The 13,382-nt window shown below is 70.5% G+C and carries 10 protein-coding genes and 3 pseudogenes; 7 read left to right on the forward strand and 6 right to left on the reverse strand.

Annotated features, from left to right (window positions below):
- Positions 1-12: 12 nt before the first annotated feature.
- From ACGH2B_RS26550 to car, 3 genes are all read left to right on the forward strand, one after another.
- The gene (locus ACGH2B_RS26550; protein WP_399097355.1) at positions 13-1,677 is read left to right on the forward strand and encodes a phytoene desaturase family protein; all 1,665 of its coding nucleotides are present in this window, start codon (positions 13-15) and stop codon (positions 1,675-1,677) included.
- Between the two features lie 79 nt (positions 1,678-1,756).
- The gene (locus ACGH2B_RS26555) at positions 1,757-1,942 is read left to right on the forward strand and encodes a hypothetical protein (protein ID WP_399094931.1); all 186 of its coding nucleotides are present in this window, start codon (positions 1,757-1,759) and stop codon (positions 1,940-1,942) included.
- Between the two features lie 301 nt (positions 1,943-2,243).
- Positions 2,244-5,789: a carboxylic acid reductase gene (car, locus tag ACGH2B_RS26560; protein WP_399094934.1), complete on the forward strand. Its 3,546-nt coding sequence runs from the start codon at positions 2,244-2,246 to the stop codon at positions 5,787-5,789.
- A gap of 115 nt (positions 5,790-5,904) precedes the next feature.
- Here the strand turns inward: car and ACGH2B_RS26565 are convergent, their stop codons facing one another.
- The 4 genes from ACGH2B_RS26565 to ACGH2B_RS26580 all read right to left on the reverse strand — a co-directional run bounded on the left by ACGH2B_RS26565 (position 5,905) and on the right by ACGH2B_RS26580 (position 9,790).
- The gene (locus tag ACGH2B_RS26565; protein ID WP_399094937.1) at positions 5,905-6,066 is read right to left on the reverse strand and encodes a hypothetical protein; all 162 of its coding nucleotides are present in this window, start codon (positions 6,064-6,066) and stop codon (positions 5,905-5,907) included.
- A gap of 306 nt (positions 6,067-6,372) precedes the next feature.
- Positions 6,373-7,032, reverse strand: coding sequence for a rhomboid family intramembrane serine protease (locus ACGH2B_RS26570; RefSeq protein WP_399094940.1), 660 nt, complete (start codon positions 7,030-7,032; stop codon positions 6,373-6,375).
- 789 nt (positions 7,033-7,821) lie between these two features.
- On the reverse strand, positions 7,822-8,181 hold the full coding sequence (locus tag ACGH2B_RS26575) for a hypothetical protein (RefSeq protein ID WP_399094944.1): 360 nt from the start codon (positions 8,179-8,181) through the stop codon (positions 7,822-7,824).
- A gap of 466 nt (positions 8,182-8,647) precedes the next feature.
- A complete protein-coding gene (locus ACGH2B_RS26580) occupies positions 8,648-9,790 on the reverse strand; it encodes an FAD-dependent monooxygenase (protein WP_399094947.1) in 1,143 nt (380 codons plus the stop codon).
- 165 nt (positions 9,791-9,955) lie between these two features.
- On the opposite strand from ACGH2B_RS26580, the gene ACGH2B_RS26585 reads away from it, so the two are divergent.
- Positions 9,956-10,291: an ArsR/SmtB family transcription factor gene (locus ACGH2B_RS26585; RefSeq protein WP_399094950.1), complete on the forward strand. Its 336-nt coding sequence runs from the start codon at positions 9,956-9,958 to the stop codon at positions 10,289-10,291.
- Positions 10,292-10,504: 213 nt separating this feature from the next.
- A pseudogene (locus ACGH2B_RS26590) lies at positions 10,505-11,034 on the forward strand (transposase family protein); the annotation flags it as partial.
- Here the strand turns inward: ACGH2B_RS26590 and ACGH2B_RS26595 are convergent.
- Positions 11,029-11,539: pseudogene (locus tag ACGH2B_RS26595) on the reverse strand (transposase); the annotation flags it as partial. The pseudogenes ACGH2B_RS26590 and ACGH2B_RS26595 sit on opposite strands and share 6 nt — an antisense overlap.
- 402 nt (positions 11,540-11,941) lie before the next feature.
- On the opposite strand from ACGH2B_RS26595, the gene ACGH2B_RS26600 reads away from it, so the two are divergent.
- The gene (locus ACGH2B_RS26600; protein ID WP_399094953.1) at positions 11,942-12,661 is read left to right on the forward strand and encodes a DinB family protein; all 720 of its coding nucleotides are present in this window, start codon (positions 11,942-11,944) and stop codon (positions 12,659-12,661) included.
- Between the two features lie 6 nt (positions 12,662-12,667).
- On the opposite strand, the gene ACGH2B_RS26605 is transcribed toward ACGH2B_RS26600, so the two are convergent.
- Complete coding sequence (locus ACGH2B_RS26605) at positions 12,668-12,763, reverse strand: DUF3418 domain-containing protein (protein WP_399094956.1); 96 nt, start codon at positions 12,761-12,763, stop codon at positions 12,668-12,670.
- Positions 12,764-12,911: 148 nt separating this feature from the next.
- Between ACGH2B_RS26605 and ACGH2B_RS26610 the strand changes: the two are divergent.
- A pseudogene (locus ACGH2B_RS26610) lies at positions 12,912-13,064 on the forward strand (NAD(P)-binding protein); the annotation flags it as partial.
- Positions 13,065-13,382: the final 318 nt, after the last annotated feature.

Raw genomic sequence — 13,382 nt, forward strand, 5'->3', positions numbered from 1 at the left:
CGGCGACGCTCGATGGTCGTCATCGGCGGCGGGCTCGGCGGCCTGTCCACCGGCTGCTACGCGCAGATGAACGGCTACCGCACCACCATCGTCGAGATGCACGAACTCCCCGGCGGCTGCTGCACCTCCTGGGACCGCGGCGACTTCACCTTCGACTGCTGCGTCAGTTGGCTGCTGGGCAGCGGCCCCGGCTCGGAGATGCACCGGATCTGGCTCGAACTCGGCGCCCTCCAGGGCAAACAGATGCGCCACTTCGACGTCTTCAACATCGTCCGCGGCCGCGACGGCCGCTCGGTCCGCTTCTACTCCGACCCCGACACGCTCCAGGCCCACCTCCTGGACCTCGCGCCCCAGGACGCCCGGCCGATCCGGCAGTTCTGCGCCGGTCTGCGCGCCTTCCGCTCCCTCCTGGCCCGCTACCCCTTCCTCAAGCCGGTGGGCCTGATGGGCACGGTGGAACGCTGGCGGATGCTCGCCTCCTTCCTGCCGTACCTCAACGTCGTCCGCCGGTCCCTCACCACCCTGATGACGGACTTCTCCGCACGCTTCACCGACCCGCTGCTGCGCGAGGCGTTCAACTTCATCCTCTACGAGAAGCACCCGGCCTTCCCGGTGCTGCCGTTCTACTTCCAGCTCGCCTCGCACGCGAACCGCTCCGCCGGGGTGCCCGAAGGCGGCTCGCTCGGCCTCGCCCGTTCCGTCGAACGCCGCTTCCGTGCCCTGGGCGGCGAGATCCGCTACAACGCCAAGGTGGTGGAGATCCTGGTCGAGGACGACCGGGCGAGGGGCGTGCGGCTGAGCGACGGCCGCGAGATCCGGGCCGACATCACCGTCTCCGCCTGCGACGGCCACACCACCTTGATGGAACTGCTCAAGGGCCGCTACCTCACCCCCGCCTACCGCGACCTCTACACCCGCACCATCGACGAGCCGGGCATGCTCTTCCCCGGCTACGTCACGGTCTTCCTGGGCCTGCGGCGCCCGTTCCCCGAGGGCGACCCCTGCACCACCCACCTCCTCGACGCCGCCGACGCCGCACCTCTGCGGGGCATCCGGCACCCGAGCCTCAACGTCCAGTTCCGCGCCCGCCACTATCCGGAACTGGCCCCGCCCGGCTCGGACATCGTCTACGCCAGCTACTTCTGCGACATCGCCCCGTGGCGCGCCGTGAGCACCGGGTCCGAACACGGCAGCCGGGTGCGCCGGGGCGAGGAGATCCACACCCTCCCGGTGCGCCGCGGCCGCGCCTACCAGACGGCCAAACGCCAGGTCCGTGACGCCGTCGTGGACCTCCTCGACCGGCGCTTCTCCGGCCTGCGGGACGAGATCGCGGTCTGGGACGTGTCCACCCCGCTCACCCAGGTCCGCTACACCGGCAACTACGACGGCACCGTGCTCGGCTGGCAGCCGTTCGTGGCCGGCGGGGAGACGGTGGAGAAGGAGATCAAACGGCACGGCCCCGCGCTGCCGGGGCTGCGGGACTTCTACCTCTCGGGCGTCTGGGCCACCACCGGCGGCCTGATCCGCGCGGCGACGGCGGGCCGCCACGTCCTCCAGTTCATCTGCCGCGACGACGGCAGACCCTTCACCGCCACCGTCGACGAGAGCGCCCCGCCCCCGACCCACGTCCTCACCCGCGTCGGCCCTCCGGCAAAGACGGCACGGCCCGGACCCTGACGGCCGGCACCGCCCGCCGCGGCACTGCGGAGCCGCGGGTACGCCTCGTCGGCACGCTGCTGGAGGAGATCTGGAGGAGATGAAGGAGCGCGGCGGGATCCGCGCCGACGTCAACACCGGGCACGCGGCGGCGATGCTCTTCAGCGCCCGCTTCGTCGCTTCGCCACGGACCGGAGCCGGGGAGAGCGACCTCGACCGGGACAGCGACCTCGACCGGGAGAGCGTCGCACTGCTGCGGAGAGCGGTCGCGGCCGATCCCGTGTGAGGCATCTGCGCCGACCTGCCCCGCCGGGGACATCGCCGACCTGCCCCGCCGGGGACATAGCGGACCGGCGCCCGCGCCATCCGCTTGCCGTGACCGGCGGGTGAACCCGCCCGGAGCCGGTCCGCGGCGCGTCACCGAACCTGCCGCTCCGCCGCCCACGGAAAGCCGGCTCCGTCCACTGACGAGCCATCAAAAACACCTGTCTCGCCTTGTTCTGATCACCCATCATCACTTGTCGGACCAGTAATTAACGTGACCGCACAGCACCCGGCGCCCGACCGTCGTGCTGAGGAAAGCGGTGATGTGGGTGAGCGCAGGACCGGACATCGAAGGCGCCCCGAGGATCACCGACGCGGAAGCCGGACCGCCACGACCGGACCCGCGGTCGCACGTCGCCGGACCGCTGGCCCCGGTGAGCGAGACCGCGCGGGAACCCGGACTCGGCCTCGCCCAGGTCATCGACCGCGTCATGAACGGGTACGCGGACCGCCCCGCGCTGGCCGAGCGGAGAACGGAGCTGGTGACCGACCCCGCCACCGGCCGGCGGTCCCTGCGGCTGCTGCCGGAGTTCGGATACGTCAGCTACCGCGACCTGTGGTCGCGGGCGGGGGCGCTCGCGGCGGACTGGGCGTCCACCGGCATCCGGCCGGGCGACTTCATCGCGGCGATCGGGTTCACGAGCGCCGGCTACGCGGCACTGGACCTCGCCGTGGTCCGCCTGGGCGCCGTCGCGGTGTCACTGCAGGCCGGCTCGGCGCTGCCCCCGCTGCGGGACATCACGGCGGAGACCGGGCCCCGGGTCCTCGCGGCGACCCCCGAGTACCTGGACAAGGCGGTGCGGCTGGCCCTGGAGACCCCGTCGAGGCCGCGGGTGCTGGTCTTCGACCACCACCCGGACGCCGACACCGAACGGGAGGCGTACCAGGACGCGGCGCGGCGGCTGGCCGGAGCCGGGCTGGAGATCAGCACCTTCGACGAGGCCGTCGCCCGCGGACGGACGCACCGCGCGCCGCTGTACGAGCCCGGTCCGGACGAGGACCCGCTGGCCATGCTGCTCTACACCTCCGGGAGCACGGGCACTCCCAAAGGCGCGATGTACCCGCAGAGTTCGCTGCTGAGGTACTGGCGGGGCGGAGGGCTGGCGGCGGTCGACCCGCGGAGCCCGGCCTGCATGGTCAACTACATGCCGATGAGCCACATGTACAGCCGGGTGACGCTCGCCGCCACCTTGGCCCGGGGCGGCGTGGTCCACTACACCGCGCGCAGCGACCTCTCCACGCTCCTCGACGATTTCGCGCTCGCCCGCCCCACCGAACTGTTCGCCGTACCGCGCGTCTTCGACATGCTCCACCAGGAATACAAGGCCCAACTGTCCCGGCGCGCGGGCGAGTTCGCGGACGACGCGGAGCTGGACGCCGCCGTGAAGGAGGATCTGCGCACGCGCGTCCTCGGCGGCCGGCTGCTGATGGCCATGGTGGGCAGTGCCCCCATGGCCCCGGAGATGAGGGCGTTCGCCCGGTCCTGCCTCGGCGTCCCGCTCCAGGAGTGCTACGGATCGACGGAGGCCGGCATCGTCGTGACCGACGGCCGGGTCACCCGCCCGCTCGTCACGGATTACCGGCTGATCGACGTCCCCGAGCTGGGCTACCACACCAGCGACCGGCCGCACCCGCGCGGTGAACTGCTGCTCAAGACCGAAGGACTCTTCCCCGGCTACTACAGGCGCCCGGAGATCACCGCCTCGGTGATCGACGCCGACGGCTACTACCGCACCGGCGACATCATGGCCGAGACCGGCCCCGACCAGCTCGCCTACGTGGACCGGCGCAACAACGTGCAGAAGCTCTCCCAGGGCGAGTTCGTCACCCTCTCGAAGGTCGAGTCGGTCCTCACGGCGAACCCCCTCGTCCGCCAGATCTACGTCTACGGCGACAGCGCCCGCGCCTATCTGCTCGCCGTGCTCGTCCCCACCGAGCAGGCCCTCGAACAGGCCGGCGGCCCGGAGGCCCTGAAGCCGCGACTCGCCGAATCCCTCCGGCGGACCGCCGAGGAAGCCGGCCTCGAACCGTACGAGATCCCCCGCGACTTCCTGGTCGAGACCGAGCCGTTCAGCACGGCCAACGGGCTGCTCTCGGACATCAGGAAACCGATCCGCCCCAGGCTGCGGGAGCGCTACCAGGAGCCGCTCGACCAGCTCTACGACACGCTCGCCCGGCGCCGGAGCGAGGAACTGCGGGCACTGCGCGACGCCGGACGCGACCAGGCGGTGCGGCCCGCCCTCACCCGCGCGCTGAGCGCCCTGCTCGGCACCGCGCCCGCGGACATCGACCCCGCGGCCCGCTTCACCGACCTGGGCGGGGACTCGCTCGCGGCGCTCTCCTTCAGCAAGCTGCTGGAGGAGATATTCCACGTCGAGGTGCCGGTGAGCGTGGTGACCGGCCCGGCCTACGACCTGGCGGGGCTCGGCCGGTACATCGAGGCCCGGTCCGCGGCCGGCGCCGAGCGCCCCACCTTCGCGCGGGTGCACGGCCCCGGCGCCACCGAGATCCGCGCCGCCGACCTGCGGCTGGACGCCTTCCTGGACGCACGGACACGGGCGGCGGCGCGGCGGCTGCCGGCCCCGGCCCCGGGCCACCCGGGAACCGTGCTGCTGACCGGAGCCACCGGCTACCTCGGCCGTTTCCTCTGCCTCGACTGGCTCGAACGCCTCGCCCCGCGCGGCGGCAAACTGATCTGCCTGGTCCGCGGCGCCGACGACGCCGCGGCCCGTGCGCGGCTGGAGCGCGTCTTCGACACCGGCGACCCGGAGCTGCCGGCGCACTTCCGGAAGCTGGCCGACGGCCACCTGGAGGTCTTCGCGGCCGATCTCGGCGAGGCCCGCTGCGGACTCGACGAGACCACCTGGCTACGGCTGTGCGACGAGGCCGACACCGTCTGCCACCCCGGCGCACTCGTCAACCACGTCCTCCCCTACGACCAGCTCTTCGGGCCCAACGTGGCCGGCACGGCCGAACTGATCCGCCTGGCGCTCACCCGCAGGATCAAACCCTTCATCAACGTCTCGACGGTCGGGGTCGGGGACCAGGCCGCCCCCGGCGCCTTCACGGAGGAGGCGGACATCCGGCGGATCAGCCCCGTACGGCGGTGCGGCGACGGCTACGCCAACGGCTACGCCCTGAGCAAATGGGCGGGCGAGGTGCTGCTCCGCGAGGCCCACGAACACTTCGGCCTCCCGGTCAGCGTCTTCCGCTCGGGCATGATCCTCACGCACCGCCGCCACCCCGGCCAGCTCAACGTGCCGGACATGTTCACCCGTCTCCTGCTCAGCCTGGTGACCACCGGAATCGCCCCCGGCTCCTTCTACACCGGCGGGAGCGGCGACCACCGGCCGCGGGCGCACCACGACGGCCTGCCGGCCGACTTCAGCGCCGAAGCCGTCAACGTCCTCGGCGCCCTCCACCCGCACGACGACGGGGGATACCGCACCTACCATCTCCTCAACCCGCACGACGACGGCATCTCCCTGGACACCTTCGTGGACTGGCTGACCGACGCCGGGTGCACCGTGCGGCGGATCCCCGGATACGACGAGTGGCTGCGCCGCTTCCGCACCGCCCTGCGAGGACTGCCCGAAACGGTGCGCCGCCGCACGGTCCTCCCCCTGCTGCACTCCTACGAGCGTCCCGCGTCGCCCACGCGCTCCGGCACGGCCCCGGCACCCCGCTTCGAAAAAGCCGTCCGGAAGGCCGGGCTCGGCACCGAAGGGAACATCCCGCACCTCACCCCCGAACTGATCGTCAAATACCTCACCGATCTCCGCATGCTCGGCCTGCTGCCCTCCACCTAGCCGCGCGGGCCGCCGATGCCGTTCCCCGGCCCCGGCGCCGCGACAGCGCTCCTGCCCTGTCGCGGCGCCGGCGGCCTTTCACGCAAAGGGTTCCACCACCGCAGCAAATTCCCCTTCAGGCCAGGCAGTTGGGCCCCTCCTCCACACTCCACCCCATGTAAGGCGGGTAGTACTGGGTGAAGGCCGCACACTTGTCCTGCGCCGCGGCCCTCTTGATGGGGTTGAGGTAGATCGCGCCTCCGACGCCGCCCACCGCTCCGCGGAGAGCGGCTGCCACCGGGTGCGCGGCGCACGAGGCTCCGAGGACACCGGCGAGGGCCGCGGGGCCCTGGTCCGCCGTCGGGGCGAGGGTGCCTTTGGTGAAGCCGCGGGTGAAGTAGAGCGAGTTCCAGCCCAGCCCCGAGACGAGCCTACCGGACGACCGTGCCGGTGCGAGGGGCGTGCAGGAGCTGTCCGTTGCCGGCGTAGAGGCCGACGCGGTGCAGGTCGTCGAAGACGAAGACCAGGCCGTCGGCGTGGAGTTGGCTCCGGGTGCAGGCGGGTCGACGCGGGGCCCGTGCAGGGAGCCGGACCGTATCGAGCGTCAGACTGCCCGGGGCGTGCGGGCAGAAGTTGCCAGTCCGACTCCCAGCGCGCTGCCGACAAGAAGGCCCACGCCGTGGTTGTTCGTGAGAAGGCAGAGGACAAGACCTGCGGCGGGGATGAGGAGCGCCCCCCGCCGCAGGGCGACGACGCTGCCGCGCGCCGTGTACCAAGTGGCGAGCGCGCCCACGAGGCCGCAGATCGCCACGGAGTCCCCGCCGCCACGGAGGCTCCAGCCGGCCATGCTCACCGCCTGCGCCGTCACGCCGCTTGCCCCGAAGACCAGCAACGTCCGCCAGGACCCGAACTGCCGCTCGGCGAGCGGGGCGACGACCACGAGCGCGGCCAGGTTGAACAGGAGTTGGAACCAGCCCGATGACTGCACCGTCAAGGCGGTCACGGCTCGCCACCACGCACCATGAGGGTGTCGCCCGAGCGCGTCGATCATGGCGGGGGCGGCTGTCTGGGCCACGCCGAGCACCACCATGGCGGCCACCAGCACCGCGGCGGCCCTCGGGACAGGCTGCCGCCACGCCCGCAGCAAGGCCAGGGGGGCGGTCTTCTCCTCGCAGTCCTTCGTGGCGAGCGTCGCCAGGAGCTGGAAGCCCGACACGATGACGATCACCGCGCACCCGTAGAGCAACACACTGTGCATGTTCATGATCGAAGCCTGCCAGATGGCGCAGCCGCACCGACAGGCACGGCCATGCGAACGGCGCCGCACACCCCTGCCCCGGTCGGTATCAACGACACGGGAAGTGACGCGCCAACCGGCCGTAGGCTCCCGCCGTGGACCCGGCTCTTCGGTGCCGGGCGTCGCCACCTTGTGGTGTGACTCCCTGATGGCTCAGCTCCGGGGAGGGCCTCGCCGGTCCGGCGTGATCCCCAAGGTCAGAGCGCGTATAGCCCGGGAAAAAGCTGACAGAAGTCATTGCGACCCGATATGTGACACCCCTGCGAGAGGGGGATCACTGCTGGGGATCGTCGAGGCCGACGACCTCGGCACGTACGTCATGAAGTTGTCTACGTGGTGACGCTGGCCTGCGGCGATGGGACCTTTTCCCGCCCCTGGCCTGCGCGGACAGGTCTTTCGGTGTCTTTCGGGATCGTGCTGCGTTATGCGGCCGATTCTCCCCACGCGCTCCCCAGGACCGTCGATACTCCCCAGATTCTCCCCAGGAAGTGGCGTTGCGGAGTGCCTGGGGGTACGGCACGCCATGCTGTCTGAGGTGCTGTCAATGGCGCGCTGGGCGACTCCTGAGGCAGCCTCAAGTACGCCCCGCCATCGGAAGCCGACATCTTTCCGATGGCCCACCATGTGGAGTGCGTGGCGATCCTTGAAAAGGCAGGGAGGGCGTCTGACCTGTGACTTTGTCCGTGCGGATTATGTGGGGTGTGGGCGTTACGGGCGATATCTTGACGCTGAGGTGACGCTTGTTCTGATGTGTCGTCAGGTCATCCCGGCCACGTCCCCGCACACCCAGGTCCCGCGGTCGGCAGTCAGCACGGCGTGATAGCTGCCCACTCCGCGCATCAGCGCCGCGACGGTGCCGACCGAGGGAGCCGCAGATAACGCGGCAGCCAGCGTCTGTTCACCGTATTCACGCGTCCCGGGCAGTGCCACGGAGGCACCCGCTGTGCGGGCCGTGACGACGGGACGGGCAGAGCGACCGATGATCAACGGCTTCCCCTCGTGACGGGCCAGGACCTGGACGCCGGGGTCGACCGCGGCGAATCGGGCGGTGGTCCGCTGTGCTGCCGAGGAAGCCCCCGGCAGCACAGCGAACCACTCACCAAGCATCAAGCTCACGTCACTGAGCCTTTTCCAGCCTCAGGTTGAGGCGTGACGAAGGGCGGGGGATGGTCTTCACGGTGGCGGTGACTCGGTTGGTGCTACAGCGGAGTTTCCGCGGGAGGCGCCGGCCCTTCAGGACGGTCATGGCTTGCTCGCCGAGGCAACGGGACCGGGCGTGGGTGCTGGTTGTGCTGACGTTGCCGCAGCTTGAGACGCGGGCCGCGGAAGGGCGCCCGGGTGGCGCCGTCGGCGCCTCGATACGCCTTGTCCGTCCAGCACTTCACCTCCGCGTCGGGGGGGGGCACCGGCAGCACCCATGTCGTGGCGAGCGCCGGGAACGGTGGGTGGGGCCGACAGCAGGCGATCTGCCGCATCGGCGATGGCCTGCCACGCCGGGCTCGTCGGACCTGGCGGCGCCGACATGGCGGAGAGCTACCGCGAAGCTGCGCACCGACCGGTGACCGGTCGGTGCGGGCCCGGTCTACCGGTTCGCGGCTTCGCGAGAGGCGATCCGGTTCGTGCGACCGACCGCGCGGCCCACCGCATTGCGCACCGCGAGGCCCGGCCGGGTGCGGGGCACCATGAGCCGGGAGAGCAGCCCGACGCGTCGCTGCCGCGGGCCTACCTCACGGCGGAGCCGGGACTCGTAGGCGGCGAAGGCGCGGGCGTGATCACCGGGATGGGCGGCGAGCTCTTCCGCGAGGGCGTACGCGCCCGCCATCGCCATGCTGGACCCGTCGCCCAACAGGGCTGTCGCCGCGGCCGCGTCCCCGAGCAGTACGACCCGTCCGCGGGACCACGAGGGCATCCGGACGGTGGTCAGGGGATCGAAGAACGGAGCCGGGTGGTCGAGGAACGCCGCCACGAATTCCGGTGCCCGCCAGCCCACGTCGGCGTAGGCATCGGCCACGGTCTGCTTGTGAAGGGCGATGTTCTTGCGGTCGTGGGGCGCTAGCTGTGCGGCCCGGAAGGTGAAGATCGCGAGCGGGGTGGTCCGCGAGGGGTGGAGGACCAGCATCCGGTTCGGCATGGTCAGCATCGTCATCTCGGTCGGGTCCTCGATGGCATCGGGTTCCAGCGGGACGGTCGCGCCGTACAGTCCCAGGTCGCTCACGAACTGCCGCTCGGGTCCGAACACCAGGCGCCGTACGGTGGAGTGCATCCCGTCGGCACCGACCACCAGGTCGAAGCGCCGCGGCGCGGACCGCCGGAAGGTGACGTCCACCCCGCCTTCGTCCTGGTCGAGAGCGGTGACCGTGTCGTCGAACAAGAACTCGGCCTCGGTCTGCGCCGACCGGTGGAGCACCTCGGACAGGTCGGCTCGGGTCACCTCGACCGTCGGCGCCTTGGCCGAGGTGAGCGGGAGTTGCAGGATTCGCCTGCCGCCGGGGTCGAGCAGGGTCAGCGACCGATTGCGGGTGGCGAGCTCGCGGAGCTGCGGGAGGACGCCCATGCGCTCGGCGACCGGGATCGCGGGCCCCTTCACGACGATCGCGCTACCACCGGAGCGCAGCTGCCGGGCGTGTTCGACGACCGTCGGCCGGTATCCGTTCCGGGACAGCCAGTACGCGAGTGCGGGCCCTGCGATTCCGGCACCGACTATCAGCACCTCGGGCTTCTTCATGACGATGACCTCTCGGAGTGTCGATGACCAGGTCCCCGGTGAGCGCCGGGGCCCAGGGCGCGGCGGCACGGGGCAGCGCAACCCGGGCAAGGTACGAAAGATTTCGTACCTGAGTGGAGCACGTCCTTCAGGTACGATGCAAGTCGTACTTGAAGGAGGTGCGGCGTGGCCGGGAAGAACCTGGTCGGCCCGGAGGCCGACGCGCTCGATCTGGGTGCGGTGTTTCGCGCCCTCGCCGACGAGCACCGTCGTTCGGTGATGACGGAGTTGGCCGCCGACCGCAGCGACAGCGAGCGGGGCTGCAACTCGTTCAATCTTCCGATCTCGAAGCAGACCCAGACCCACCACTTCCGGGTCCTGCGCGAGGCAGGTCTCATCGACGAGATCGACTACGGCAACCGCAAGGGCATCCGACTACGACGCGCGGACATCGAGAAGAGATTCCCCGGGCTGCTCACCCTCCTGGGCGCAGAGTCCCCGGGCGGTACCGCTCCTCGCTGAACGCATCTGAGCACACCGGAAGGAGCCCGAGCCGGCCTGAGCTGCGAGCTCGACCGGATCCAGCTCGCGCCCGGCTCGCAGGCAGCCGAGCACGACGCGGACACGAAGGGATCGGTGTCGCTTCGACCACCGTCCCGCGCTCGTGATCGGCGCCGAGCACTTCCGCGCGCGCTCCCTCACGCCAACACCCACTGAGGTTTCCCCGCCCGTGAGTTGACCGCACGTCGTCTTGCGCAAGGGACACGAGGGCGCCGGCCGGCCGCCGGACGGCAGGCACTGCTCGTACCGGCTCATCCACGATGCGGCCATACCTACGCCCAGCTCGCCGCCGGATGCGGTGCGGGCACCACCACCGCCTACCGGTACATCGCCGAGGCCGCCGGCATCCTGGCCGCTCTGGCGCCGCCCCTCGCCGAGGCGGTGAGGGCAGCCTCCGGCAAGACCTTCGTGGTCCTGGACGGCACGTTGCTGCCGGTCGACCGGATCGCCGCCGACCGACCCTTCTACTCCGGGAAACATAAGAAGCACGGCATGAACGTGCAGGTGATCGCCGACCCGGCAGAACGGTTGCTGTGGGCCTCGCCCGCGCTGCCGGGGCCTGTCCACGACATCAAGGCCGCCCGAACCCACGGCACCATCGGTTCCCCGGCGGGGGCCGGGGCGGATTGCTGGGCCGACAAGGGCTACCGGGGGGCGCAGCCGGCACCGTGCGAGTTCCTTACTGGGGACGCTGGGACAACGTTCGCCCTGTCGACCACGTCGCGTAGGCGTTGGTCGGCGGCGTGCTTGTTCCGCCAGATGATGTAGCGGCGGATCATGCTGCCCTGCTCTTTTGCGGCTGGTGTGGTCGGTGCCGTCCAGTGCGAAGTGGCGCAGGGCCGTGAACTGGGCCTCGATGCGGTTCAGCCAGGAACTGTTGGTCGGCGTGTAGGCGAACTCGACGTTGTTGGCCGTCGCCCAGTCGCCGACCCGGGTGTCCTTCTTCGTGGTCAGATGTGGGGAGAAGTTGTCGAGCACGATCGCGATGCGGATCTCCGGCGGGTAGAGGCTGCGCAGGTAGCGGCAGAACTCCAGGAACCTCGTCCGGTTCTTCTTCAGCTTGATGTGACCGTAAAGCTTGTCCTTTGCCAGGTCGTAGGCGGCGAACACATGCCGGACGCCGTGTGGGCGGGTGTAGGTCGCCCGTCGGCGGGGCCTCGGCTCGCGGTCGGAGTTCTTGTGCTTCCCGCCGCGCTCGGCCCACTGCCGCCGCAGTTCGAGGCCGTCCTGGGCCGTGTCCGGGTTCCCCGGCTGGGGCCGGGCAGGCCGCGCACCCGGCCGAGGGGGGCCGCGCGGACAAGGCGTACGCCTCCCGCAAGAACCGTGCCTACCTGCGACGGCGTGGCATCCGCTGCACCATCCCGGACAAGGCCGATCAGGCCCGCAACCGCAAGAAACGCGGCTCTCAGGCGGCCGGCCGCCTAAGTCCGATCCGGTCGACTACCGCGAGCGGCACGCGGTGGAATGCGGCATCAATCGCCTCAAGAGGCACCGAGCGGTGGCCACGAGGTACGGCAAGTCGGCGGTCCGCTACGAGGCGACCGTCCTCGTAGCGGTCATCAATGAGTGGCTGTGACCAGCACATTCGATCCACGCCCTAGTATGCGGAGCATGACGCGGTATGTCGACGAGGATCTGCACGGTGCGGAGTTCCGCGAGTGCGACCTGACCGGGGCACGCCTGATCGGCGTCGTCATGCAGGATGCCGTGATCGACGGGCTCATCACCAACCTCGTGGTGAACGGTGTCGAGGTCACCGAGTACGTCGAGGCAGAGCTCGACCGGCGTCATCCGGTGCGGGTGCTGATCCGCTCCGAGGACCCCGCCGATCTGCGCGAGGCATCGCGTCAGCTCCATGCCGGCTGGGCCGCCACGATCGAGCGAATCCGCCGTACGCCCGGCATCGAGCGCCGCAGCGTGAACGACGAGTGGTCGGCGGTGCAGACGATGCGCCATCTGGTCTTCGTCCACGACTCGTGGTTCCGCCGCTGCTGCCTGGGCTCGACGGAGCTGTTCACGCCGATGGGCATCGGGACGACCGTCGAGCCCTACCGTGGAGCGCACGGGCTTGACCTCTCGCTCGATCCGGCCCTCGACGAGATCGTGAGCGTGCGTGACGCACAGGCCGCCGAACTCGAGGCCTGGCTCGAGGAGGTCACCGCTGTGCGGCTCGCAGCGCGAGCGCCGGTGCCCGACGACGATGTCTGGCCGCCGTACGCCCGGGGCCGCTTGGTGCGGCAGTGCCTCGGCACGGTGCTCAACGAGACCTTCGAGCACCACGGCTTCTGCGTCCGCGACCTCGATCTGATCGAGGCACAGGACGCCGAGTAGGGCCGGCTACGGACTCAGCATCTTGCGGATGCGGGCATCGCTGACCATCTGCGCGGTGCCGAGCTGCTGGGCCCAGACCTGGACGCGGTACTTCTCGAGCATCCGGCGGGCCCTAGGCCCGCCCTTCGGGCGGACGACGCCACTTCGGACTTACTCATCTAGGTGACGGAGCCCTGTCGGTGTGATCCGGCAGGGCTCCGTTATGTGAGGGGCGGCGGTGCACGGACGGGGCTATGCAGGGGGGCAGAACCTGTCCTGGCGAGCCAGGGGGACAGTTCATCTCGTGGTGGTCGGCGGTGGAAAGAGCGGGCTCGCCGCCGACTTCCACCTGCGCCGCCTGGGCCTGGCCTTCGTCATCCTCGACGCTCAGGCGCGGGCGGGCGGCGCCTGGCAGCACATCTGGTCGCGCGCGACCCTGGCCACCGGCAGCTACGACAAGACGGCACGGTTGTGGAATGTGGAGACCAGGAAATCCAAGGTGGGCGACGGCTGCCTGGCAGGACTCGGTGGTCTTGTCGTAGCGGGTGAAGATGGCGCGCCATTGCTTCAAGCGGTTGAAGCGGCGTTCCGATGCCGTGCAGCGGTGTGCGTTCGCCGGTGCCGCGGCAGTCGTCATCGAGGGCGATGCACGGGCCGGACAGCCATGGCCATCCATATTGCCGTTATTTGGTGTCATCTGGGCGTTTCGTTCACCCCCCGCTTTGGTGCCGGAGAACTTGGT

This window comes from Streptomyces sp. BBFR2 (assembly GCF_044497305.1).
In the GTDB taxonomy this organism is placed as follows: Bacteria; Actinomycetota; Actinomycetes; order Streptomycetales; family Streptomycetaceae; genus Streptomyces.

Coding starts and splice junctions, on each gene's coding strand:
- ACGH2B_RS26600 (WP_399094953.1), top strand. CDS start 11,942: ATGACGCGGTATGTCGACGAGGATCTGCACGGTGCGGAGTTCCGCGAG.
- ACGH2B_RS26570 (WP_399094940.1), bottom strand. CDS start 7,032: ATGAACATGCACAGTGTGTTGCTCTACGGGTGCGCGGTGATCGTCATC.
- ACGH2B_RS26550 (WP_399097355.1), top strand. CDS start 13: ATGGTCGTCATCGGCGGCGGGCTCGGCGGCCTGTCCACCGGCTGCTAC.
- ACGH2B_RS26605 (WP_399094956.1), bottom strand. CDS start 12,763: ATGCTCGAGAAGTACCGCGTCCAGGTCTGGGCCCAGCAGCTCGGCACC.
- ACGH2B_RS26580 (WP_399094947.1), bottom strand. CDS start 9,790: ATGAAGAAGCCCGAGGTGCTGATAGTCGGTGCCGGAATCGCAGGGCCC.
- car (WP_399094934.1), top strand. CDS start 2,244: ATGTGGGTGAGCGCAGGACCGGACATCGAAGGCGCCCCGAGGATCACC.
- ACGH2B_RS26555 (WP_399094931.1), top strand. CDS start 1,757: ATGAAGGAGCGCGGCGGGATCCGCGCCGACGTCAACACCGGGCACGCG.